Below are 21,034 nucleotides of genomic sequence, written 5' to 3'. Positions count from 1 at the left end.
CCGCATCTTCGCTCGTCGCCGCGCGCACCGTGGCCTCGCCAGGTGGCGGGGACGACGACGTCGCCCCGCCTGCTCGCGGCGGCCCCACCGGGGGTCCTTGAGCCGGCAGTGAACGGTCTGGAGTGCTGGGGAGGCGGCGTCCTATCGTGGACGCATGGCTACTGTAGAGATCACCCAGGACACCCTGGGCCAGACCATTTCTGACAACGACATCGTGTTGCTGGACTGGTGGGCAGACTGGTGCGGACCGTGCAAGCAGTTTGCGCCCACCTACGAGACGGCCTCCGAGAAGAACCCGGACATCGTGTTCGGCAAGGTGGACACCGAGGCGGAGCAGGGCCTGGCTGCAGCCGCCCAGATCTCCTCGATCCCCACCCTCATGGCGTTCCGCGAGGGCATCCTCGTCTTCTCCCAGCCCGGAGCGCTTCCGGCGTCCTCCCTGGAGGAGGTCATCGGGGCGGTCAAGAACCTTGACATGGACGAGGTCCGTGCCGAGGTGGCCAAGCAGGCCGCCGAGGGCGGGGCAGAGCCCGAGGCGCCTCAGAACTGACAGTTCCCCGCGCTGGCAGGTCTCCGGCATCGGCCGGTTCGTGGCCCTGCCGCAGCACATGAGCGGGCCACACCGAGCCCGTGAAGGACACGAACGAGGGCGGCTCCCCATTGGGGAGCCGCCCTCGTTCTGTGTTCAGGCGGGGTGCGTCACGCGGCGGAGACGCCCAGCAGGGAGCCGATCAGGAACGTGACGGCCAGGGCGATGGCGCCACCCACGACCACGCGCGTGGCGGCGCGGGCAACGTGCGGGGTCTCGCCGAGGCGCGCCCCCAGGGTTCCCGTGAGGGCCAGGGCGATGAGCACCGCCACGAAGGTGACGGGAATCCGCCACTCGGGTGGCGGGAGGAGGATCGCGAGCACCGGAAGCAGCGAGCCGACGAAGAACGAGAGCGCGGAGGAGATGGCGGCGGCCCACGGGTTGGCGATGTCGTCCTCGTTGATGCCGAGCTCCGCATCCAGGTGGGCCTTCAGTGCGTCCTTCTCGGTGAGCTCGAGCGCCACCTGGTGCGCCGTGGCCTGGCTAAGGCCGCGCTCGCGGTAGAGCTCCTCGAGCTCCTCCAGCTCGGCATCGGGCATCTCACGCAGCTCCCACTTCTCCCTCTCGATCAGCGCCTCCTCGGAGTCCTTCTGGCTCGACACCGAGACGTACTCGCCCAGGGCCATGGAGAGCGCACCACCGATCACGGCGGCGGTTCCGGCGACGAGGATGGGCCCGGTTGAGACGGTGGCACCGGCCACGCCCACCACGGTGGCGGCCACAGAGACGATGCCGTCGTTCGCTCCCAGGACGCCTGCGCGCAGCTTGTTGAGCCTTTCGCCGGAGGCCTTGGCGTGGGGTTCTGGAATGGTGTGCTGTGACATGTTCCGTAGTCTGCGCCGGATCCGCAGGCGTCGCCAGGCAGGACAGCCATACCTCAACCATCCCAGTGGCGGTGGCCTCAGTGGTGGCGATGGTCCGCCGGGGTCATCCGGGGTCCGAACGACGGCTTGCGGTGGCCGCTGGCCTTGATGAGTCGCACCACGCGCTGGCGGTGGCCGCGCCACGGCTCGAGCAGCTCGAGCATGCGGGCATCGGATCCCGGGGCACCGTCGAAGAACCAGCACACGTAGTCTGCCAGGTGGTAGTCGTACACGCTCACCCCGTCCGGATCCGCGTGGGTGCACTGGGTGATCTCTGCAGCCGTCCACGGCCCGATCCCGTCGATCGACTGCAGCGCCTGCCTCACCCGCGCCGGATCCGTGTGCTCCGCCAGCCGCTCCAGCGCCGAGGCCCGGTGGACCACGCGCATCACGGTCGCTGAACGCGCCGGGTCCACGCCGGCCCGGTGCCACTGCCAGGAGGGGACGCGGCGCCACTGCTGCGCACTCGGCGGCACGCGCATCCCGTGCGGGGCGGGTCCGGGGGCGTCCTCGCCCACCCAGCGCAGCAGAGCCCTGTGCGCGCGCACTGCCTCGATGGCCGTGACCCGCTGCTCCAGCACGGACACGACGGCGCGGTCCAGCACAGTGCCGGTGGCCGGCAGCCGCAGCCCTGGGTGCTCGTGCCGGGCCCGGGTCAGGGATGCGGGCAGCTGCCCGTACGCGGGGGAGGACTCGAACGCCGTCCAGTCGTCGGCGGCTCCCACCCAGCGAGGTGCGTTCGGCAGCCATGCGAGCGCCCCTGGTCCCCAGGCTTCCGCCAGCACGTCCCGCTCGAGCGGCTTCGTCTCGCGCTCCTGCGGTACCCGGGAGAAGCGTGCACTGACCGGCAGCCCCTTCCACCGGGCCGTGATCCACACGCAGTCCTCTCCGAGCACGCGCACGGTGGGGTCCTCCGCCCCGCGCGCGAGCACACGCAGGGTCTGGGCCAGGTGCACCGGTGCGGCCGGCGTCCAGCGCGCGGTGGCGGCAGGTTCCTCGGGAACTCCGGCGCGCGCCGTCGTCCTCCGGGCGGCCCTGGTGCTCACGTGCGTCGTCATGACCCCAGAATCCCACCGCCCTCCGACACGCACACCGCGCCGTCCCGGCGGCACGGGAAGCCGCTCGACACGTCCGGCAGCAGCAGCGACGGTTCGACGACCGCGCGGTACCTTGACCGGGGGAGGCCCCACCGCCCGACCCGTGCACCGGTCCGGCGCCGCACCGACTCCCATGACGCTCCGCCACCAGCAACGCCGTCTCAGCAACTGCCATCCCCAACACCGCACCCCAGCGGTACCGCACAGATCCCGGACGGAGAACCGGTGACCCCGCAGCGCACATCCCCCCTGCAACCCACCGGGTCCGCCCGCTGGCTCCCCGTCCTGGTGGGCGTGCTCGCGACGGCCCTGTACTGCGCGCTGTCCTGGAGCCAGTGGATCAACTGGGAGGTGCCGTCGTGGGACAACGCAATCTTCACGCAGCTGCTCTCCTCCTACGCCTCCGGCCGCGGCCCCGAGGTGGACCTCAAGGGCCACGGCTTCAACCTGCTGGGCGACCACTTCCACCCGCTGCTGATCGTGCTGGCCCCCGTCTACAAGCTCTTCCCCTCCGCCCTGACGCTGATGCTCGTGCAGGATGTGCTGTTTGGCATTGCGACGGCGGTGGTCACCCGTTGCGCCACCCGGGTGCTGCGCGCGGCCCCAGCAGCCGCCGTGGGGGCGGCCTGCGCACTGAGCTTCGGACTGCAGAACGCCGTGGCCGTGCAGTTCCACGAGATCGCCCTGGCCGTGCCGCTGCTCGCGCTCTCCCTGAGCGCTTGGCGGGAGGGCCGGTTGCGCGCCACCGCGCTGTGGGCCGCTCCCCTCGCCCTGGTCAAGGAGGACCTGGGGATCACGGTCGCGGTGATCGGCACCCTGCTGGTGGGCCGCGCGGTGCTCCCGTTCGCCCGGCGGTGGGCTCCGGAGGCACGACGCCGCCTGGCAGGCCTCACCGCCGCGCTGCGGCAGCCGGAGGCCGCGGTCCCCGGCGGCCCGGGAACTCCGGGAACTCCGGGGACCACAGGAACCACAGGACCGGCAGAAACCCTGGGACGCACCGGGGGCAGCGTCGAAAACCGGGGAAGCGGCGTCGTCGTCCTCGACCGCGCCCAGTGGCGCAGCGACCTGCGCGGCCTGCGGCGCGATCCCGTGCTCCTGTGGGGCGCGGTGCTCGCCGTGTGGGGCATGGGGGTGTCCGCGCTCGCGGTGGGTGTTGTGCTGCCGGCGCTGAACCCGGCGGGGGAGTTCGCCTACGCGGACAAGCTGGACCCGGCCGGCTTCCTGCGGGATCCCGCGTCCGCCGTGATCCTGCTGGTGGTCCCGGTGCGCAAGCTCGTCACGTGGTTGCTCGTGCTGCTGAGCGGTGCGGTGGTGGCGGTGCGCTCGCCCGTGCTGCTCGTGGCGCTGCCCACCCTGCTCTGGCGCATGCTCTCGCCCAACGACGGCTACTGGGGTCCGGGCTGGCACTACAGTGCCGTGCTGATGCCCGTGGTCTTCGTGGCGCTCGTGGACGCGGTCGCCCGGCTGCGCGGGGACGCGGACCGTGCCCGACGCCGCACGGGCGGCACTGCGCCCACCTCGCCGTCCGCGCGGTTCGAGGCGCCGGTGCTCACCGTCCTGGCGGCCGGGGCGCCGTGGGCGGCGCTCGTGATCGCGCTGGTGGTGGGGACGGTGCAGCCGCTCGCGCAGCTGGTCACGCCCGCCGCGTGGCAGCCGGACCCGCGCGGGGACGTCAAGGCCGCGGCGGTCGCGGAGATCCCGGAGGGCGCGAGCGTGGCCACGGACCTCTCCCTGATGAACGCGCTGGTCAGCCGTACGCGCGTGCACTGGATCGGCAACGGCGAGGATCCCGCTCCGGAGTACGTGGTGGTGGACCGCTCCGGAGGCACGTGGGGGACCACGCCGCCGCAGGACGTGGCCGGGTACGCGCAGGACGTCTACGGGCACCGCTACACCGTGGTCAGTGACGAGGCGAACATCGTGGTGGCCCGCGAATCGTCGTGAGGCGTGACCGCCGTGCGATAGGATGGGGGTTCATCATCCCGGTTCTCTGTCCTTGCAGCACCGTTTCGCCGTTACCGGCACGTCGGTCCTGGACATCAGCGGTCGTTCCGCTCGCACCGGTGCCAGTCACTCCATTCCACCGAAGCGAGGTTCTTCCGTGCCCACTGAATCCACCCCCGACGACCACACGAACGCCCACACCGTGGCCCCCGCGAGCGAGCCGGGTGAGACCCGGATCGTGACCGAGGACGACGCCACCGCCGTTGTGGACGCCGCGCCGGCCACCGAGCCGGGCGACGTCGCCGACGCTGCAGAGCAGGCACCCGCCGTCACCGACGCCCCCGTGAACCACGACGTCGAGACCCGCGAGGTCAAGACCCAGGACGTCGAGACCCGGGACGCGAAGAGCCAGGACGCAAAGACCCAGGGCGAGCCGGAGAAGGACGCCCAGGCACCCGCCAAGGACTCCTCCGACGAGCCCCAGCTGCCCACCTTCGCCGAGCTCGGCGTGGACGGGCGCGTGCTGGCCGCCCTCGACGAGGTCGGCTACGAGTACCCCTCACCCATCCAGGCGGCCACGATCCCCGCGCTGCTCAGCGGCCGCGACGTCGTCGGCCTCGCCCAGACCGGCACCGGCAAGACCGCCGCGTTCGCGGTCCCGGCGCTGTCCAAGCTCGCGGAGCTCTCGGACCTGCACGGCCCGCAGCGCAGCACCCGCGTGCTCGTGCTGGCCCCCACCCGTGAGCTCGCCCTGCAGGTCGCGGAGGCCTTCGGCTCCTACGCCACCCACCTGGACGACTTCACCGTGCTGCCCGTCTACGGCGGCTCCTCCTACGGACCCCAGCTGGCCGGGCTCAAGCGCGGCGCGCAGGTGGTCGTGGGCACACCCGGGCGCGTGATCGACCACCTCTCCAAGGGCTCCCTGAAGCTCGACGACATCGCCTACGTGGTGCTGGACGAGGCGGACGAGATGCTGCGCATGGGCTTCTCCGAGGACGTCGAGAAGATCCTCGCGCAGACCCCCACCGAGAAGCAGGTGGCGCTGTTCTCCGCCACCATGCCCAAGGCGATCCGCCGCATCGCGCAGCAGTACCTGCGTGACCCGCAGGAGATCACCGTCAAGGCGAAGACCACCACGGGCACCAACACCCGCCAGCGCTACATGCAGGTCATGGGCCCCCACAAGCTGGACGCCATGACCCGCGTGCTGGAGGTCGAGGACTACGACGGCGTGATCGTCTTCGTGCGCACCAAGGCGGCCACCGAGGAGATCGCGGACAAGCTCAAGGCGCGCGGCTACACGGCTGCGGCGATCAACGGCGACATCCCCCAGAACCTGCGCGAGCGCACGGTGGACTCCCTGCGCGAGGGCAAGATCGACATCCTCGTCGCCACGGACGTGGCCGCCCGCGGCCTGGACGTGGAGCGGATCTCCCTGGTGGTCAACTACGACATCCCCCACGACACCGAGTCCTACGTGCACCGCATCGGCCGCACGGGCCGCGCCGGTCGCAAGGGCGAGGCGATCCTGTTCATGACGCCGCGCGAGAAGTACCTGCTGCGCGCCATCGAGAAGGCCACGCGCCAGCCGGTCGAGCAGATGCGCGTCCCGTCCACGGACGAGGTGAACCAGACCCGCAAGGACAACTTCGCGCAGCAGATCGAGGAGACCATCGAGTCCGAGGACCTCACGCTGTTCCGCGAGCTGGTGGAGCGCTACGAGTCCGAGCACGACGTCGACGCGGTGGAGATTGCGGCCGCACTCGCCGTGATCGCGCAGAACGGCCGTCCGTTCCTCGTGCAGGACCTGCCGGAGGTGCCCCAGCGCAAGCGCGACCGGGACCGTGACCGTCAGGACGGCGGCGGGCCCCGCAACCGCCGCGCCCCGGGCGAGGAGGCCGGCATGCGCACGTACAAGCTCGCCGTGGGCCACCGCGACCGCGTGGTGCCCGGCTCCGTGGTGGGTGCGCTCACGCACGAGGGCGGGCTGAACGGCTCGCAGATCGGCGCGATCGACATCCGCCCCACGTTCACCCTCGTGGGCCTGCCCGAGAACCTGCCGGCGGGCACGCTGGACAAGCTCTCCAACACCCAGATCAACGGTGCACCCATCCGCATCCAGGAGGACCGCGGACCGGGTGGCGCCCGCAGCGGCGGCGGTGGCAACCGCTTCCGCGGCGGCGACCGTGACCGGGCACCCCGCAACGACCGTGGTGGCTACCGCGGTGACCGGGGCGGATCCCGGGACGACCGCGGTGGGTACCGCGATGATCGCGGGGGCTACCGCGACGACCGCGGCGGCGGACGCCCGCGCGGCGGCGGCTCCTCCTACCAGGACCGTCCCCGCAAGAAGAGCTACGGCAAGAACAACGGTGGCTACTCCGGGCGCTGAGCGCCTCCGAGCCAGCACGCGGCCCCTGCTTCGCTGAGAAGTGGAGGCCGTGTGCTGTTCCGGGCCAGCTCGTCGGGAGACCCCCGGGGCGACCAGCGGCGTCGCCGTCTGGGCGGGCAACCGATGACCCGGGACCGATTTTTGCGCGGGGCCGTGATCCTGTTAGAGTATTCCGCGTTGCCCCGATAGCTCAGTGGTAGAGCGCCATCTTGGTAAGATGGAGGTCCCGGGATCGATTCCCGGTCGGGGCTCTCATGATGAGAACCCGCGGTTCTTCGTGGACTGCGGGTTTCATCCATGATGTGGCGGTGTAGCTCAGCTGGTTAGAGCGCACGACTCATAATCGTGAGGTCGACGGATCGAGCCCGTCCACCGCTACCGTTCAGGCGCCGTTCCCCTCGGGGAGCGGCGCCTTTTCTCGTTCTGGCCGCGAGATGGTGCCGTGCGATGAGGACGACGACGGCGCCGGGCGCCCGCGGGTCCCCGTGGCCGCGGACGGGACGCTCGTGGCCGGGGACGAGACCGCCCTGCCTGCCATCGCGCGCTGGCTCGAGGAGTGACCCAAAGGGGGAGCGGGGCAAGGTCCTCATCGAGGTGGGCAGCTCGAGCCACCGCCAGGAGCCCACGATGCCCGAGGGCGTGGAGCACACCTGGCTCTTGCGTCACGGGGCCGAGCCCGGCACCACCACGGTGCTCCAGGACGCGCTCACGAGCACCGAGTAGTGGCCCGGCACCCCGTTCGCGTAGGTGGCGGGAGGGGCCGCCACGCTCGCTTCCCTCCGCCGCTGGCTGCGCAACCGAGAAGGGCCTGGGCCGAGAGCAGATGGAGGTCACCGGGTACTTGAAGCGCCCATCCACGACGGCCTCCGCGGCCCTCGTTCTCCACGACGTCCTCGACGCGCACGGCAGCCCTGCGGCGTACGGCCTGAGAGAGCTCGGGCGCGAGCTGTTCGACGAGCACCTGAGCGAGGACCTGGACCTGGATGGCGCGGAGGCCTGGGAGGAGACCACGGCCAGTTTCTCCCTGCTCGCGGCGGTCCGCGGGGGCGACGGCGCCCGCTCGGCCAGGGCGCGGACCCGCGCGGACCGGGCGGCCCGGGCGGCCCGCCTCGAGCTCGCGGAGCTCTTCGTCCGGGAGCAGCCCGAGCGGCGGGTCACGGTGCTCGAGGAACCCGCAGAGCTGGAGGTCCTGCGCCGTCGGCACGCGCCCCACCCCCGGATCGACCACGCACCCCTGCCGGGCGACGAGGAGTGCGGTTCCCACGGCGCACCGCAGGAGTCCTTCGACGCGGTGGTCCTGGCCATGGAGCTCACCCCCCGCACGGACGAGCGTGCGCAGCGGCTGCTGGACGCGCACCGACGGACGATTTCGCGAGCTCCTGGCCACGAACGGGTACGAGGTGGTCTCCTGCCGCAACGTGGGCTGGAGCGGGCAGCTCTACACGGGGCACCCCGCGGGCGCGACCGGCCGCACCGGCTGAGCACCGGACCTCCCCGGATCGCTGACGTCCCCGGGCACCGTCGCGACCAGAGACCAGAGACCAGAGACCAGAGACCAGAGACCCAGCCCGGCCACCGGCTAGGCTGGGCCCGAAACCCCGTGACGAATCGAGGAGAAGATGGCCGTATCCGCAGACGTGGTGGGCAGGACCTACCCCTCCATCGCGCCGTACCAGGTGGGTCGCGAGAAGATCCGCGAGTTCGCGGCGGCCGTGAAAGCCACGGACCTCACCCACTACGACGTCGCCGCGGCGCAGACCGCAGGGTACGCGGACCTCGTGGCGCCACCCACGTTCGCGATCGTCGTCTCCCAGAAGGCGGACGCCGCCCTCGTGAACGACCCCGAGGCCGGGATCGACTTCTCCCGCGTGGTGCATGCGGACCAGCGCTTCACGCACCACCGCCCGATCGTGGCGGGGGACGAGCTGACCGCCGCCGTGACCGTGGACGCCGTGCGCCCGCTGGGCGGCGGGGCCATGGTCACCTCCCGCGTGGAGGTCACCACCGTGGCCGGCGAGAAGGTCGCGACCACCGTGTCGTCCCTGCTGGTGAGGGGTGAGGAGCAGTGAACGTGGAGTTCGAGAGCGTCGAGAAGGGCCAGTCCGTGGGGGAGCGCACCGTGAGGGTGTCCCGTGCGGACCTTGTGGCCTACGCCGGGGCCTCCGGGGACCGGAACCCCATCCACTGGAACGAGGAGTTCGCGCGCTCCGTGGGTCTGCCCAACGTGATCGCCCACGGCATGTTCACCATGGGTGCCGCGGTGGGTCTCGTCACCGAGTGGGCGGGTGATGCCGGGGCCGTGGTGGACTACCAGACCCGCTTCACCAAGCCCGTGGTGGTCCCCAACGCGTTCGACACCACCGTCACCCCGAGCACGGCACTCACCGTGAGCGGCGTGGTGGGGGCCGTCGACGCCGAGGCCCGCACCGCCCGCGTGGACCTCACCGTCACCGCGCCGGACCTCTCGGAGCCAGACGCGGACCCCGCCACCGCGAAGCCACTCAAGGTCCTTGTGAAGGCCCAGGCGGTCGTGAGGTTCCCCGGATAGAGTTGCTTTCATGAATGCTCTGCGCCTGTCCGACCTCACGACCACCGCCGTGGGCGGACCCGCCGCAGCACTCGTGGAGGCGGGCTCCGAGGAGGAGCTGCTGTCCGCGGTTGCGGCCGCCGACGACGCCGCGCAACACGTGCTTCTCGTGGGCGGCGGGTCCAACATCCTGGCCTGCGAGCAGCCCTTCGAGGGGATGGTCGTGCACGTGGCCTCGCGCGGCGTCGTCGTCGTCGACGAAGCTGACAGCCAGGTGCTCGTGGAGGTTGCCGCGGGGCACCCGTGGGACGACGTCGTGCGCGAGACCGTGGCGCAGGGGCTCGCCGGACTGGAGACCCTCGCGGGGATCCCCGGCACCGCGGGCGCAACCCCCGTGCAGAACGTGGGCGCGTACGGCGCAGAGGTCTCCCAGACCATCGAGAGAGTGCGCACGTGGGACCGCGAGGAGCGGCGCGAGCGCACCTTCGGCTTCGAGGAGCTCGAGTTCTCCTACCGCGACTCGGCGCTCAAGCGCAGCATGAACGCGGGGTCCCCCCGCTACGTGGTGCTGTCCGTGACGTTCCGGCTGCGGCGGCAGGACGAGTCGTTGCCTGTGCGCTACGCGCAGCTAGCGACCGCCCTCGGTGTGGAGGCGGGGCAGTGCGCACCGCTGGAGCTTGTGCGCGAGACCGTCCTGCGGCTGCGCGCGAGCAAGGGCATGGTCCTGGACCCCGAGGACCGGGACACCTTCAGCACCGGGTCGTTCTTCACGAACCCCGTGGTGGCGCAGGAAGAACTGACCGACTGGATCCCCGCGGACGCCCCGCGCTACCCCGTGCTGGACGCCCGGGGCCACGAGGTGCCCGGTGCGGTGAAGTTCTCGGCGGCATGGCTGATCGACCACGCGGGCTTCGGCAAGGGCTTCGGCCTGCCGGGAACCCGCAACGAGCTGCTGGACCTGGACGGCGCTGCCGTGGCGGGGGGCCGGGCCTCGCTGTCCACGAAGCACACGCTCGCGGTGACCAACCGGGGCTCCGCCACGGGGGAGGAGGTCGCCGCCGTGGCCCGCACCGTGCAGCGCGGGGTGGCCGAGGTCTTCGGGATCACCCTGGTGCCTGAGCCCGTGCTGCTCGGGCTGTCCCTGTGACGCCGGTGGGCCGGCCGTGAGCTCCGGGCTGCACGAGGAGATCGAACGCGGCGAGCAGGGCGGTCTCGTCCACCAGTTCGTGCTGCGGATGCGCGTGGCCTCGGACCGGCACCCCGCTCTGCGGGTGCTCCACAAGGCCACGGTGATCGTGCTCGGCACGGTGTTCGTGCTCGCCGGGATCGTGATGCTCGTGACCCCCGGCCCGGGATGGTTGTCCATCTTCCTGGGGATCGGGATCTGGGGCACCGAGTTCGAGTGGGCGCACCGCCTCAACCTGCGCATCAAGCGCGCGGCCCTGCGCGTGTGGCGGTGGTGGACCAACCTGGTCGCGGAGCGGCGCTACCGCCGGGCCCGTGACAGGCCCCGCACACAGAAGCAGGGGCCCCGGCACCTGCGTGCCGAGACCCCAGAAGCCTCCTAGCCCCTCGCCTGACGACGCCGTCTCGACGCCGTGGCGCTCGTCGACGCCCCCGGCCCCGGTGCTGGCGCCGCTCGGAACTCCGAGGTGCCCACAGCGCCCTCGTCCCGGGCGCGGGGCGGGTCAGAGCGTTCCGGTCGCGATCTTCAGCATGCGGCGCACGGGCTCCGCAGCACCCCACAGCAGCTGGTCGCCCACGGTGAATGCGGAGACGTACTGTGGGCCCATGCTCATGGTGCGGATGCGGCCCACGGGGATCTGCAGAGAGCCGGAGGCTGCCACGGGGGTGAGGTCTCGCATGGAGTCCTCCTTGGTGTTGGGCACCACGGTGGCCCACTCGTTGTCCGCGTCGAGCAGGCCTTCGATCTCCGCCACGGGAACCTCGTCCCGCAGCTTGATGGTGAGTGCCTGCGAGTGGGAGCGCATGGCGGCGATCCGCACGCACAGCCCGTCCACCGGAATGGTGCTGTCTGCACCGCGACCCAGGATCTTGTTGGTCTCCGCCTGAGCCTTCCACTCCTCGCGGGACTGGCCGTTGCCGAGGTCGGCGTCGATCCACGGGATCAACGACCCGGAGAGCGGCACCCCGAACTGGGTGGCGTCCAGCTCGCCGCTGCGCTGCTTGGCGAGCACCGCGCGGTCGATCTCAAGGATCGCGGAGGCCGGGTCTGCCAGCTCGTCCGCCACGGAACCGTGGATGTCCCCGAACTGCTGGATCACCTCGCGCATGTGCCGGGCACCGCCGCCGGAGGCCGCCTGGTAGGTCATGGACGTGGCCCACTCCACCAGGTCGTTGCGGAACAGCCCGCCCAGGCCCATGAGCATGCACGAGACCGTGCAGTTGCCGCCCACGAAGTCCTTCACACCGCGCTCCAGGGCAGAGTCGATGACGTCCCGGTTCACGGGGTCCAGCACGATCACGGCGTCGTCGTTCATGCGCAGGGTGGAGGCTGCGTCGATCCAGATGCCGTCCCAGCCGCGGGCGCGCAGGTCGCCGTGTACGGCCTTGGTGTAGTCTCCGCCCTGCGTGGTGACCACCACGGGGAGCTTCTCCAGCTCGTCGAGGTCGTACGCGTCCTTCAGAATCCCGGCGTCCCCGGCGCCCTCGACCGTGGGCGCGGCGCCCCCGGCGTTGGACGTGGAGAAGAACACGGGGTCCAGGCCCGCGAAGTCGTTCTCGGTGCGCAGCCGGTCCATGAGCACGGAGCCCACCATGCCGCGCCACCCGATGATACCTACAGTGGTGGGTTGTGAAGTCATGCCCACCACTCTACCGGCGGCGCCGGCTCAGCCCCGGGCCCCCGGGCCGGAACTGGTGACCAGCAGGTCCCGGTAGCCGGGGAAGCGGTCCATGTAGTCCTGGACGTAGCTGCACGTGGCCCGGACTTTCACCCCGCGCTCGCGGTAGTCGTCCAGCACCCGGGTCACGAGCGTGCGCGCGTAGCCCTGGCGGCCGAACTGCTCGGAGATGATGGTGTGCTGCAGGTCCACGGTGCCGTCCTCCAGCAGCTCCACGCCCAGGAAGCCGATGTACTGCTCCCCGTCCCACAGCTCGTAGCGGGAGGCGTCGTGGTTGGGGACGATCCGCAGCTGCGGGCTCGGGTTGACCTGCGGGGTATTCTCGCTCGTCACGGTGGGGCCTCCGATCGTTCGGGTGTGTGGAAGATCACGCTATCCCATGGGCTCGCGGTCGTACTCGTCGATCCGGAACCGGGTGCCGTTGCCGGCCCGAGTCCACCCCTCGACCTGCGTGCGGTGCCACGCGTCGTCGAGCCCGGGGGCGTGGGTGTCCCCGGGGACGTCCATGTCCACTGTGGTCACGAGCACGCGGGTCAGAGGCAGCTCCGGGTGCGCGGCGGCCTCGCGCCACACGCCCGGCCCCCCGATCACCCAGATCTCCCGGGCGGGTTCGGGTGCGTCTGCTCCATCACCGCCGCGGGGGCCGACGACGCCGCTCGTGGACTTCGCGACCCGGCCCCCGCCGGGGGAGCGGGCGCCGTCGTGCCCTGCCAGGGGATCCTCTGTGAGGGACACCGCCAGGCGCAGCGCGGTGGCGTAGGAGTCCACTGCCCAGACATGCTCGCCGTCCGCGGGGACGGACTCCGGGCGGGACGTGACCACGATGTTGGGGCGCCCGGGCAGCGGCCGGAAGCGCTCCGGGAAGGACTCCCACGTGCGACGGCCCATGACCACGGGGTGGCCGATCGTGGTTCGCGCGAAGAACTTGAGGTCCTCCGGGAGGTGCCACGGGATCCCACCGTCCACGCCGATCACCCCGCCCGGCGTCTGCGCCCAGATCCCCCCGATCAGGGGCGACCGTGACGTGTCGTGCGCGCTCACACCGCCACCGGTGCCTTGATGCCGGGGTGGTGCTGGTAGTCGAGCACCTCGAAGTCCTCGTAACGGTAGTCGAAGATGGACTCCGGCCGCCGGGCGAGCCGCAGCCGCGGGTACGGGTAGGGCTCACGGGAGAGCTGAGTGGCCACCTGCTCCACGTGGTTGGTGTAGATGTGGCAGTCGCCGCCGGTCCACACGAACTCGCCGGGCACCAGGTCGCACTGCTGGGCCACCATGACCGTGAGCAGCGCGTAGGAGGCGATGTTGAACGGCACGCCCAGAAACAGGTCCGCCGAGCGCTGGTAGAGCTGGCAGCTCAGGGCGTCCGGGCCCTCTTCGCGGGGCTGCACGTAGAACTGGAACAGGGCGTGGCACGGGGGCAGCGCCATCTTCTCCACCTCCGCCGGGTTCCAGGCGGTGACCAGGTGGCGGCGGGAGTCCGGGGTGGTGCGGATGGACTCCACCACGCGCGCGATCTGGTCGATGCTCTCGCCGTGCCCGGCCGGCCAACTGCGCCACTGCACCCCGTAGACGGGGCCGAGCTCACCGTCCTCGTCCGCCCACTCGTCCCAGATGCTCACGCCGCGCTCCTGCAGCCACCGCACGTTCGACGAGCCGGAGAGGAACCACAGCAGCTCCAGCGCCACGGACTTGAAGTGCACCCGTTTGGTGGTCAGCAGAGGGAAGGACTCGGAGAGGTCGTAGCGGATCTGGCGCCCGAAAACGGACAGCGTGCCGGTGCCCGTGCGGTCCGTCTTGCGGGTCCCGTTCTCGAGCACGTCCCGCAGGAGGTCCTCGTACGGGGTGGGAATGGTGGGCATGGGTTTCCTTTCAGGACGACGACGCCGCGGTGGCCGGGTCAGTCGTCGAACGGAGAGATGACCTCGAAGGCCACGGCGGGGGAGCGCTGCGCGCCGCGGGGCATGTGCAGCACGATCATCTGCCCGGGACTGAGGTACGGGTCCGCGTCCGGGAGCTGCTCCGCGAGGGCGGGTGGCATGTGCCTGCCGAGCACCCTCAGCACGGTGGGCAGCACGGGGCGGTGGGTGCACAGCACCACGGGACGGTCCGTCTCGAAGAGCTGCTCGGTGACCATCGCGGCACGCTTGGGATGCCGCTTGTGGGTGGCCTCCGTGAGCTGGGCCCGCTCCTTGACCTTCACGCCGTGCTTCTTGGCGTAGGGCACCACGGTGGACATGCAGCGAAGCCACGGTGAGGTGACCACGCGCTGGGGCTGCCACGACGCGAGCAACCGGGTCACGGCCAGGGCCTGGCGCTTGCCGGTGGCCGCGAGCGGCCGGTCCCCCTCGGCGCGCTGCCACGAGGAGCGCGGCTTGGCCTTGGCATGGCGGATCACGATCACCGGGCGGGTGGCCAGGGACCCGCTCGAGTGCAGCCGGACCAGCTCGTCCAGGGGAGCGACGTCGTCCTTGTTCGTCAGCCACTTCCGGGCGCGCTGCGCGGTGACCCACTCCATGCGGTCCACCTCGTCGTCCTCCGGCGCGGCCTTGACGCCGGGGGCGACCTCCGCGGCCCAGTAGCGCACGAGCTTGAGGTTGCGGCGCACCTTGTAGACGGAGTCCGCGAGATGCACGCCCAGGCAGATCCGCAGCCCGGTCTCCTCGTGCAGCTCCCGCACCGCCGTCTCGGGGAGGGTCTCGCCGTCGTCCTGCTTGCCCTTGGGCCAGGACCAGTCGTCGTAGCGGGGGCGGTGGATGACGAGCACCTGCAGCTCGTCGTCCACGACCCGCCAGCACAGGCACCCCGCCGCGAGGATGTCGTACTTGCCCGGGGGGGAGTTCTTTGCCATGTTCCGTTCTCCGTCGTCCGAGACCCAACACCCCCGCCCGCGAGCCGCGGGCGGGGATTTCGGTAATGATGCTATCCGCGCTCAGCCGCGGTACATGACGTCCACGTGCCAGCGCTCGAAGCCCAGGGACTCGTACAGCGCCACCGCCGAGGTGTTCTCAGCGTCCACGTACAGCATGACCTCGTCCAAGCCTTGCTCCGCCAGGTGGTTGATGCCCGCGGCGGTGAGCGCGCGGCCCATGCCCGAGCCCTGCTGCTCCGGGGCCACGCCCACGGCGTAGACCTCTCCCATCGCGGCACCGTCCCCCGAGGCCGGGTGGACCTTGGTCCAGTGGAAGCCCAGCACGGTGTCCGGGTCCTCGGCGCGCACGGCCAGCAGGAAGCCCGCGGCGTCGAACCACGGGGCGTTCTCCCGCTCCTGCAGGTCCCCCAGGGTCAGCCGGCCCTGCTCCGGGTGCTGGGCGAAGGCCTCCGAGTTCACGCGCAGCCAGGCCTGCTCGTCCCTGCCCACCTCGAACGGACGGATCTGCACGCCGTCGGGCAGCGTCACGTCCAGGGGAACGTCCTGTGCCCCGGCGACGGCGCGCTTGTAGCGGTAGAGGTCGCGCACCGGGCTGAGGCTGTAGAGCTCCGCGAGGCGCTGGGCGGCGGGCTGGTTGCCGTGCGCCCACGCCTCCACGGTGCCGTCCACCATGGCGCGCAGCTGACCGCCGATGGCCGTGGCCACCCCGCGGTTGCGGTGCTCGGGGTCCACCACGAGCTCCACGGTGAACGTGGAGGCGGCGTCCGGCTGGGGGACCACAACGGCCGCACCCACCAGGGTGCCACCGTCCGTGGCGGTCACGCAGCTCACGCCGGCGCGCCCGGAACGGAGGTCCACGAGAGTCTGGTCCGAGAACGGCGGCTCGCCGTCCACGCTCTCGGCCCGCTGGGCGAGGGCAACGAGGTCCTCCGGATCGGGGACGTTCTCGTACGGGGTTACTGTCACGGCCATGGTTGTCTCCTCGTTGTGGCGGGCTCGCGTGGTCAGGGGGTCTGTTCCCGGCCCCCGGCGAAGCTGTAGCCCACGTTACGCACCGTGGTGATCAGGTGCTCGTGGTCGGAGCCCAGTTTGGCTCGCAGCCGACGGACGTGGACGTCCACGGTGCGGGTGCCCCCGTAGTAGTCGTAGCCCCAGACCTCCGAGAGCAGCTGGTGGCGGGTGAAGACCCGGCCCATGTTCTGCGCGAGGAACTTCAGCAGCTCGAACTCCTTGAACGTGAGGTTCAGGGGGCGCCCGCCCACCTTCACGGTGTAAGTGTCCTCGTCGATCAGCACGGAGCCGGCGCGGATCACGCTGTCGTCATGGGTGGCGGCGCCCGCCCCGCCCCCGGCGCTCACGAGCCGCAGCCGCGCCTCGACCTCGGCGGGACCGGCGGTGCTCAGCACGACGTCGTCCACGCACCACGACGCCGCCACGGCCGCCATCCCGCCCTCGGTCACGGCGAGCAGCACGGGCAGCGTGCGCTCGCGGGCGGACAGCGCCTGGGCCGCGTTGCGCGCGGCCACGAGGTTGTGCGTGCCGTCCAGGACCACGACGTCCGGGCGGCGCGGGCCGGTGAGGCTGCCCGTGGCCTCGAGGGGGTGGACGTCCACCCGGTGCGAGAGCAGCTCCAGCGCAGGCAGCGCGGTCGCCGCGGCGTCGGCTGCGGGGCTGAGCAGGGCGATGTGGGACACGGTGGGATCCGCTCGGACGGGGGTGGCCGGTCCCGCGCGGGGCCAGCCGAGGACCGCTCCAGTATAGGAGCGGTAGCACGTGCCACCCGGTCGCCGGTGGCTTGCACCGGCGGGCCCGCGTCCGGGCCGAGGTGCGGTCCGTGGAACCGGGTCTGCCCACGGCCACCACCCCAGCGACCGCCTGATTACCCGGGTTGGTCCGGGCGGGGCGCCTGGCCCGGTGCTGGAGGCGAGGCCGTTAGGCTGAGGTGCAGCACAGCAACCCGCCCCGGCCCGAAGGACCCCCGCACATGACGTACGCGCGCATCATTGTCGCCGCCGTGGTGGCGCTCGTCCTCGCGCTGGGCGCCGCGGTGCTCGGGTCGTGGGCCCCACTGGTGGTGTCCGTGGGCATGGCTGTGACGATTGGCTTCGGCTGGCCCGCGGCGGCCGGGATCCAGGCGCGACGCCGCCACAACGTGCTGATCGCCGCCGCCGGGACCCTCGCGTGCCTGCTCGTGCAGCTCTACCCCTCCCAGCGTCTTGTCTGGCTTCCCGCGATCATCGGCGTGTCCTTCATGGCCGCGTGCGTCGCGGAGCTCGTGCGCGGCGAGGGTGCCAAGTACCGGCTGGAGTCCGCCTTGGCCTCCGTGACGGGTGTGCTGGCGGCCGTGGCGTCCTCGGGCTGGATAGCCTTCGCGGGGGTTGCCCACGAGCGGGGGCTGACCGGCTGGCTCACCGTGGCCGGGGTGGGGGCGCCGCTCACACTGATCCTCGTGGTGGCGGGCGCGCGCGTGATCTCCGCGGCCCCGGAGAACCTGCCGCGCAGGGGCATGATCACCCTGGGCGTGACACCCGTGGCGCTGCTCGGAATGGTCGCCGTCTTCACCGGTCAGGTGCTCGCCGCCGTGGTAGCGTGAGCCCATGCTTGGTCTCGAAATCTTCTACCTCGTCCTCCTCGGTCTCGCGGGTCTGGCCATCCTCGGCATCTCGCTCAAGGTCATCTTCAGCCTGTTCAAGGGGCAGATGTAAGCCGTGCCGATCGAGATCCCGTCTGATCTGACACCCGAACTCGTTCCCTTCGCGTGGCTCCTGGGCACGTGGGAGGGCAACGGCTTCATGGGCTACGGGGACGCCGAGCAGCGCGCCTTCCGTCAGCGGGTCACGTTCGAGCAGACCGGTCTGCCGTTCCTGGTCTACCGCGCGCGCACCACGCTCCTCGACGAAGAGGGCGAGCCGCAGCGCGAGGCCACCTACGAGCAGGGCTTCTGGGAACTGGCGCGCCCGCGCGAGGACGGTGACATCGGCCCCGGCATGCTGCCCCCGGACCCCGTGCCGGTCATCACCTCCGCGGAGGACGTCGAGAAGCTGCGCAACGCGGACGGCGGCTTCGACATCTCCGTGACCATCTCCCAGCCCGGCGGCATCTCCGAGCTCTACCTCGGCCAGATCAAGGGCCCCCGCGTGGAGCTGACCACGGACGCCGTGATCCGCGCGCAGGGTGCCAAGGAGTACCTCTCCGGCACCCGTCTCTACGGCCTCGTCAACAACCACCTCATGTGGGCGTGGGACATGGCCGCCCAGGGGCACGAACTGGCCACGCACGCGTCCGCCGAACTCACCAAACTCGAACAGGTCGATCCCGAACAGTGACTGACGCAGCACCCTCGTACACCTCCGCACTCCTGCAGCACCACGGAGCCGTGGGCGCGGGTGGCCTGGATGCGGGGGTCGCGGCCCACTACGGCGATCCCGTGCGGGAGCAGCGGGCCCTCGCGAGCGGCCGGGCGGTCGTGGACGAGTCCCAGCGCGGCGTCGTGACCGTGGCCGGACCGGACCGGTTGAGCTGGCTGACCACCCTCTCCTCCCAGGTGCTCACCGGGCTGCAGCCCGGGCAGAGCACCGAAACCCTCTTTCTCAGCGTGCAGGGCCGTGTGGAGTTCGCTCCGCACGTGCTCGACGACGGCGAGACCACCTGGCTGATCGCGGAGGCGGACGAGGCCCCGGGACTGGCCGGCTGGCTGGACTCCATGCGCTTTGCCCTGCGGGTGACGGTCACGGACGTCAGCGCGGACTGGGCGGTGCTCGCCGCCACGCGCGATCTCGGCGAGCAGCTCGCCACGGCCCTGGGCGACGTCGACGGCGCCGCCCCCGCTGTTCTCGTGTGGCACGACCCGTGGCCGGGCGTGGCCCCCGGCGGCCACCCGTACGCGGACACCGAGGCGCACCCCGGTGAGGACCGCTCCTGGTACGAGCACCTGGTGCCGATGTCCGCGCTGCAGCGGGTCGTCGCAGCACTGGGCGAGGACGGCATCGGCCATGCCGGTTCCTGGGCCGCGGAGGCCCTGCGGATCGAGGCGTGGCGGCCCCGGTGGGGAGCCGAGACGGACGAGAAGAGCATTCCCCACGAGCTCGACTGGATGCGCACCGCGGTGCACCTGTCCAAGGGCTGCTACAAGGGCCAGGAGACCGTGGCCCGCGTGCACAACCTGGGCCACCCGCCCCGCCGGCTCACGCTGCTGGACCTGGACGGCTCCCAGCACACCCTGCCGGAGACCGGTGCCACAGTGGAGTCGGGTGGGAAGGTCGTCGGGCGCGTGACCGCGGCCCAGCTGCACCACGAGGCCGGGCCGATCGCCCTGGCCGTGCTCAAGCGGTCGGTGGACCCGGCCGCGGTGCTCACGGTGCGCGACGTGGTCGCACCCGCCACAGACGGCGCGGAGGGCAGCGAGGCGGAACCCGCGGACCTTTCCGGTGCGGCCGCCACCCAGGAGCCCACCGCTGCCGGGGCGGCCCGCGAGGAGTGGGCCGCCTCCCAGACCGTGATCGTTCCCCCGGACGCCGGTTCGGTGGTCGGGCGCGCGCAGGGCCTCATGCGGGGCCCGCGCGGCGGCGGAATGCGCATCTGAGCACACCGTCACGGACCCCGGCGGGGCGGTGACACCCCGCACGGCGGGCTGGACGGCCCCGGGACCCGGATACGAGCAGGGCCGGCCCTCGGGGGAAGACCGGCCCGTGAGACGTCGTCGGAATCAGCGGCCGAAGAGCACCTTGGCCTCGTCGTAGCGGTCCTGCGGGACCACCTTGAGCCCGTCGAGCGCCTTGGAGAAGTCCACGCGCACGAGGTCCGTGCCGCGCAGGGCGCACATCTTGCCCCACTGCTTCTCGGTGGCCATGGTCACCGCGCCGATGCCCAGGCGCGTGGCGAGGACCCGGTCGAAGCCCGTGGGGGCGCCGCCGCGCTGGATGTGGCCGAGGATCGTGTTGCGGGTCTCGATGCCCGTGATGTCCTCGATCTCCTGCGTGACGAACTCGCCGATGCCGCCGAGCCGCGGGCGGCCGGACGCCTCGGTGCCCTTGCCCGCGATGGCCTCCTTGCGGTCGTCCGGGATGAAGCCCTCCGCGACGACCACCAGGGGTGAACGCCCGCGGTCGTGGACCTCGCGGACCCACTCGGCCACCTGCTCCATGTGCACGCGGAACTCCGGGATCAGGATCGCGTGGGCGCCGGCGGCCATGCCGGAGTGCAGCGCGATCCAGCCCACGTGGCGGCCCATGACCTCGGCAACCATGCAGCGGTGGTGGGACTCGCCGGTGGTGCGCAGCCGGTCCATGGCGTCCGTGGCGATCGAGACGGCGGTGTCGAAGCCGAAGGTGTAGTCCGTGGCCTGGAGGTCGTTGTCGATGGTCTTGGGGACCCCCACCACCGGCAGCCCGGCGTCCGCGAGGCGCTTGGCCCCGGCCAGGGTGCCCTCGCCGCCGATGGCCACCACGGCGTCGATGTGGTGGCGCTCCAGCACCTTCGCGATGTTCTCGGGGCCGCCGTTGGGGCCGTCGAACGGGTTGGTGCGCGAGGTGCCGAGGATCGTGCCGCCCTGGCGCGCGAGACCGCGGACGCTCTGGCGGGGCAGCTCCATGATGTCGCCCTCCACCACGCCGCGCCAGCCGTCCCGGAAGCCGACGAAGTCGTGGTCGTAGGACTTGATGCCGTGCAGCACCGCGCCGCGGATCACCGCGTTGAGTCCGGGGCAGTCCCCGCCGCTGGTCATAAGCCCGATTCGCATGTCTACCTCAGTGCTCCTGTGTGGTTCCGGGTGGTGCCTGGCTCCTCCATTCTAGTGAGCCACGGGCCCGACGGCGCGGTGCCACGGGGTGTTCGCGGGTGCGGGAACGACGTCGCGGGGCGGGACACTCGCGGGGTGGCGCCCGTGCGCCG

At 71.6% G+C, this 21,034-nt stretch carries 22 protein-coding genes and 2 tRNA genes; 14 read left to right on the top strand and 10 right to left on the bottom strand.

Annotated elements, in window-relative coordinates:
- Nucleotides 1-154 precede the first annotated feature (154 nt).
- Nucleotides 155-550: a thioredoxin family protein gene (locus FS770_RS03595; protein WP_126874630.1), complete on the top strand. Its 396-nt coding sequence runs from the start codon at nucleotides 155-157 to the stop codon at nucleotides 548-550.
- Nucleotides 551-699: 149 nt separating this feature from the next.
- Here the strand turns inward: FS770_RS03595 and FS770_RS03590 are convergent, their stop codons facing one another.
- Together FS770_RS03590 and FS770_RS03585 are read right to left on the bottom strand one after the other, a co-directional pair.
- The gene (locus FS770_RS03590; RefSeq protein WP_126874631.1) at nucleotides 700-1,413 is read right to left on the bottom strand and encodes a VIT1/CCC1 transporter family protein; all 714 of its coding nucleotides are present in this window, start codon (nucleotides 1,411-1,413) and stop codon (nucleotides 700-702) included.
- 77 nt (nucleotides 1,414-1,490) lie between these two features.
- The gene (locus FS770_RS03585) at nucleotides 1,491-2,510 is read right to left on the bottom strand and encodes a DNA-3-methyladenine glycosylase family protein (RefSeq protein ID WP_144941707.1); all 1,020 of its coding nucleotides are present in this window, start codon (nucleotides 2,508-2,510) and stop codon (nucleotides 1,491-1,493) included.
- A gap of 264 nt (nucleotides 2,511-2,774) precedes the next feature.
- Here FS770_RS03585 and FS770_RS03580 point away from each other — a divergent pair, with 264 nt between their 5' ends.
- The 10 genes from FS770_RS03580 to FS770_RS03545 all read left to right on the top strand — a co-directional run bounded on the left by FS770_RS03580 (nucleotide 2,775) and on the right by FS770_RS03545 (nucleotide 10,980).
- On the top strand, nucleotides 2,775-4,493 hold the full coding sequence (locus FS770_RS03580) for a DUF2079 domain-containing protein (RefSeq protein WP_145009910.1): 1,719 nt from the start codon (nucleotides 2,775-2,777) through the stop codon (nucleotides 4,491-4,493).
- A 157-nt stretch (nucleotides 4,494-4,650) separates the two neighbouring features.
- Entirely contained in the window at nucleotides 4,651-6,885 is a 2,235-nt protein-coding gene (locus FS770_RS03575; RefSeq protein WP_145009907.1) for a DEAD/DEAH box helicase, read from the top strand.
- A 179-nt stretch (nucleotides 6,886-7,064) separates the two neighbouring features.
- Nucleotides 7,065-7,136: transfer RNA gene (locus FS770_RS03570), tRNA-Thr, on the top strand.
- A gap of 53 nt (nucleotides 7,137-7,189) precedes the next feature.
- Nucleotides 7,190-7,263: transfer RNA gene (locus FS770_RS03565), tRNA-Met, on the top strand.
- A 56-nt stretch (nucleotides 7,264-7,319) separates the two neighbouring features.
- Entirely contained in the window at nucleotides 7,320-7,445 is a 126-nt protein-coding gene (locus FS770_RS14200; RefSeq protein WP_280525932.1) for a hypothetical protein, read from the top strand.
- Nucleotides 7,446-8,216: 771 nt separating this feature from the next.
- Nucleotides 8,217-8,366 (top strand): hypothetical protein, encoded by a 150-nt coding sequence (locus FS770_RS13655; protein ID WP_186366673.1) that lies wholly within the window; start codon nucleotides 8,217-8,219, stop codon nucleotides 8,364-8,366.
- A gap of 138 nt (nucleotides 8,367-8,504) precedes the next feature.
- Nucleotides 8,505-8,954: an FAS1-like dehydratase domain-containing protein gene (locus FS770_RS03560; protein WP_145009904.1), complete on the top strand. Its 450-nt coding sequence runs from the start codon at nucleotides 8,505-8,507 to the stop codon at nucleotides 8,952-8,954.
- The gene (locus FS770_RS03555) at nucleotides 8,951-9,433 is read left to right on the top strand and encodes a MaoC/PaaZ C-terminal domain-containing protein (protein WP_145009901.1); all 483 of its coding nucleotides are present in this window, start codon (nucleotides 8,951-8,953) and stop codon (nucleotides 9,431-9,433) included. The genes FS770_RS03560 and FS770_RS03555 overlap by 4 nt, the downstream gene beginning before the upstream one ends.
- 10 nt (nucleotides 9,434-9,443) lie before the next feature.
- On the top strand, nucleotides 9,444-10,559 hold the full coding sequence (locus FS770_RS03550; protein ID WP_144941717.1) for a UDP-N-acetylmuramate dehydrogenase: 1,116 nt from the start codon (nucleotides 9,444-9,446) through the stop codon (nucleotides 10,557-10,559).
- Nucleotides 10,560-10,575: 16 nt separating this feature from the next.
- Complete coding sequence (locus FS770_RS03545) at nucleotides 10,576-10,980, top strand: PGPGW domain-containing protein (RefSeq protein WP_144941719.1); 405 nt, start codon at nucleotides 10,576-10,578, stop codon at nucleotides 10,978-10,980.
- A gap of 120 nt (nucleotides 10,981-11,100) precedes the next feature.
- On the opposite strand, the gene asd is transcribed toward FS770_RS03545, so the two are convergent.
- The 7 genes from asd to FS770_RS03510 form a co-directional block, all read right to left on the bottom strand.
- Complete coding sequence (gene asd, locus FS770_RS03540; RefSeq protein WP_144941721.1) at nucleotides 11,101-12,237, bottom strand: aspartate-semialdehyde dehydrogenase; 1,137 nt, start codon at nucleotides 12,235-12,237, stop codon at nucleotides 11,101-11,103.
- A 27-nt stretch (nucleotides 12,238-12,264) separates the two neighbouring features.
- Nucleotides 12,265-12,609, bottom strand: coding sequence for a GNAT family N-acetyltransferase (locus FS770_RS03535; RefSeq protein WP_144941723.1), 345 nt, complete (start codon nucleotides 12,607-12,609; stop codon nucleotides 12,265-12,267).
- Nucleotides 12,610-12,648: 39 nt separating this feature from the next.
- Nucleotides 12,649-13,317, bottom strand: a complete 669-nt coding sequence (locus FS770_RS03530; protein WP_244944715.1) for a dihydrofolate reductase — start codon at nucleotides 13,315-13,317, stop codon at nucleotides 12,649-12,651.
- Nucleotides 13,314-14,135, bottom strand: coding sequence for a thymidylate synthase (locus tag FS770_RS03525; protein ID WP_055085589.1), 822 nt, complete (start codon nucleotides 14,133-14,135; stop codon nucleotides 13,314-13,316). The genes FS770_RS03530 and FS770_RS03525 overlap by 4 nt, the downstream gene beginning before the upstream one ends.
- Before the next feature lie 38 nt (nucleotides 14,136-14,173).
- Nucleotides 14,174-15,124 (bottom strand): NUDIX hydrolase, encoded by a 951-nt coding sequence (locus FS770_RS03520; RefSeq protein WP_144941725.1) that lies wholly within the window; start codon nucleotides 15,122-15,124, stop codon nucleotides 14,174-14,176.
- An 81-nt stretch (nucleotides 15,125-15,205) separates the two neighbouring features.
- Entirely contained in the window at nucleotides 15,206-16,117 is a 912-nt protein-coding gene (gene mshD, locus FS770_RS03515; RefSeq protein WP_055085594.1) for a mycothiol synthase, read from the bottom strand.
- Between the two features lie 32 nt (nucleotides 16,118-16,149).
- Nucleotides 16,150-16,839 carry a response regulator transcription factor gene (locus FS770_RS03510; protein WP_055085596.1) on the bottom strand — a complete coding sequence of 230 codons (690 nt, stop codon included), beginning with the start codon at nucleotides 16,837-16,839 and terminating at the stop codon, nucleotides 16,150-16,152.
- Nucleotides 16,840-17,129: 290 nt separating this feature from the next.
- Between FS770_RS03510 and FS770_RS03505 the strand changes: the two genes are divergently transcribed.
- The 3 genes from FS770_RS03505 (at nucleotide 17,130) to ygfZ (ending at nucleotide 19,727) form a co-directional block, all read left to right on the top strand.
- Nucleotides 17,130-17,738, top strand: a complete 609-nt coding sequence (locus tag FS770_RS03505; protein ID WP_094394968.1) for a hypothetical protein — start codon at nucleotides 17,130-17,132, stop codon at nucleotides 17,736-17,738.
- A 115-nt stretch (nucleotides 17,739-17,853) separates the two neighbouring features.
- Nucleotides 17,854-18,471: a nitrobindin family protein gene (locus FS770_RS03500; protein WP_055085600.1), complete on the top strand. Its 618-nt coding sequence runs from the start codon at nucleotides 17,854-17,856 to the stop codon at nucleotides 18,469-18,471.
- Nucleotides 18,468-19,727 carry a CAF17-like 4Fe-4S cluster assembly/insertion protein YgfZ gene (gene ygfZ, locus FS770_RS03495; RefSeq protein WP_144941727.1) on the top strand — a complete coding sequence of 420 codons (1,260 nt, stop codon included), beginning with the start codon at nucleotides 18,468-18,470 and terminating at the stop codon, nucleotides 19,725-19,727. Before FS770_RS03500 ends, ygfZ begins: the two co-directional genes overlap by 4 nt.
- A gap of 123 nt (nucleotides 19,728-19,850) precedes the next feature.
- Here the strand turns inward: ygfZ and FS770_RS03490 are convergent, their stop codons facing one another.
- Nucleotides 19,851-20,882, bottom strand: coding sequence for a 6-phosphofructokinase (locus FS770_RS03490; protein ID WP_144941729.1), 1,032 nt, complete (start codon nucleotides 20,880-20,882; stop codon nucleotides 19,851-19,853).
- Nucleotides 20,883-21,034: the final 152 nt, after the last annotated feature.

Source organism: Kocuria salsicia, from assembly GCF_007681555.1.
GTDB classification, from domain to species: Bacteria; Actinomycetota; Actinomycetes; order Actinomycetales; family Micrococcaceae; genus Kocuria; species Kocuria salsicia.
Note: the sequence above shows the minus strand (reverse complement) of the source record. Positions and strands in the feature narration are given on the sequence as shown.

Excerpts from the sequence above, each read along its gene's own strand:
- FS770_RS03595 (WP_126874630.1), top strand. The coding sequence starts at position 155 with ATGGCTACTGTAGAGATCACCCAGGACACCCTGGGCCAGACCATTTCT.
- FS770_RS03590 (WP_126874631.1), bottom strand. The coding sequence starts at position 1,413 with ATGTCACAGCACACCATTCCAGAACCCCACGCCAAGGCCTCCGGCGAA.
- FS770_RS03585 (WP_144941707.1), bottom strand. The coding sequence starts at position 2,510 with ATGACGACGCACGTGAGCACCAGGGCCGCCCGGAGGACGACGGCGCGC.
- FS770_RS14200 (WP_280525932.1), top strand. The coding sequence starts at position 7,320 with ATGGTGCCGTGCGATGAGGACGACGACGGCGCCGGGCGCCCGCGGGTC.
- FS770_RS03560 (WP_145009904.1), top strand. The coding sequence starts at position 8,505 with ATGGCCGTATCCGCAGACGTGGTGGGCAGGACCTACCCCTCCATCGCG.
- FS770_RS03550 (WP_144941717.1), top strand. The coding sequence starts at position 9,444 with ATGAATGCTCTGCGCCTGTCCGACCTCACGACCACCGCCGTGGGCGGA.
- asd (WP_144941721.1), bottom strand. The coding sequence starts at position 12,237 with ATGACTTCACAACCCACCACTGTAGGTATCATCGGGTGGCGCGGCATG.
- FS770_RS03525 (WP_055085589.1), bottom strand. The coding sequence starts at position 14,135 with ATGCCCACCATTCCCACCCCGTACGAGGACCTCCTGCGGGACGTGCTC.
- FS770_RS03520 (WP_144941725.1), bottom strand. The coding sequence starts at position 15,124 with ATGGCAAAGAACTCCCCCCCGGGCAAGTACGACATCCTCGCGGCGGGG.
- mshD (WP_055085594.1), bottom strand. The coding sequence starts at position 16,117 with ATGGCCGTGACAGTAACCCCGTACGAGAACGTCCCCGATCCGGAGGAC.
- FS770_RS03505 (WP_094394968.1), top strand. The coding sequence starts at position 17,130 with ATGACGTACGCGCGCATCATTGTCGCCGCCGTGGTGGCGCTCGTCCTC.
- FS770_RS03490 (WP_144941729.1), bottom strand. The coding sequence starts at position 20,882 with ATGCGAATCGGGCTTATGACCAGCGGCGGGGACTGCCCCGGACTCAAC.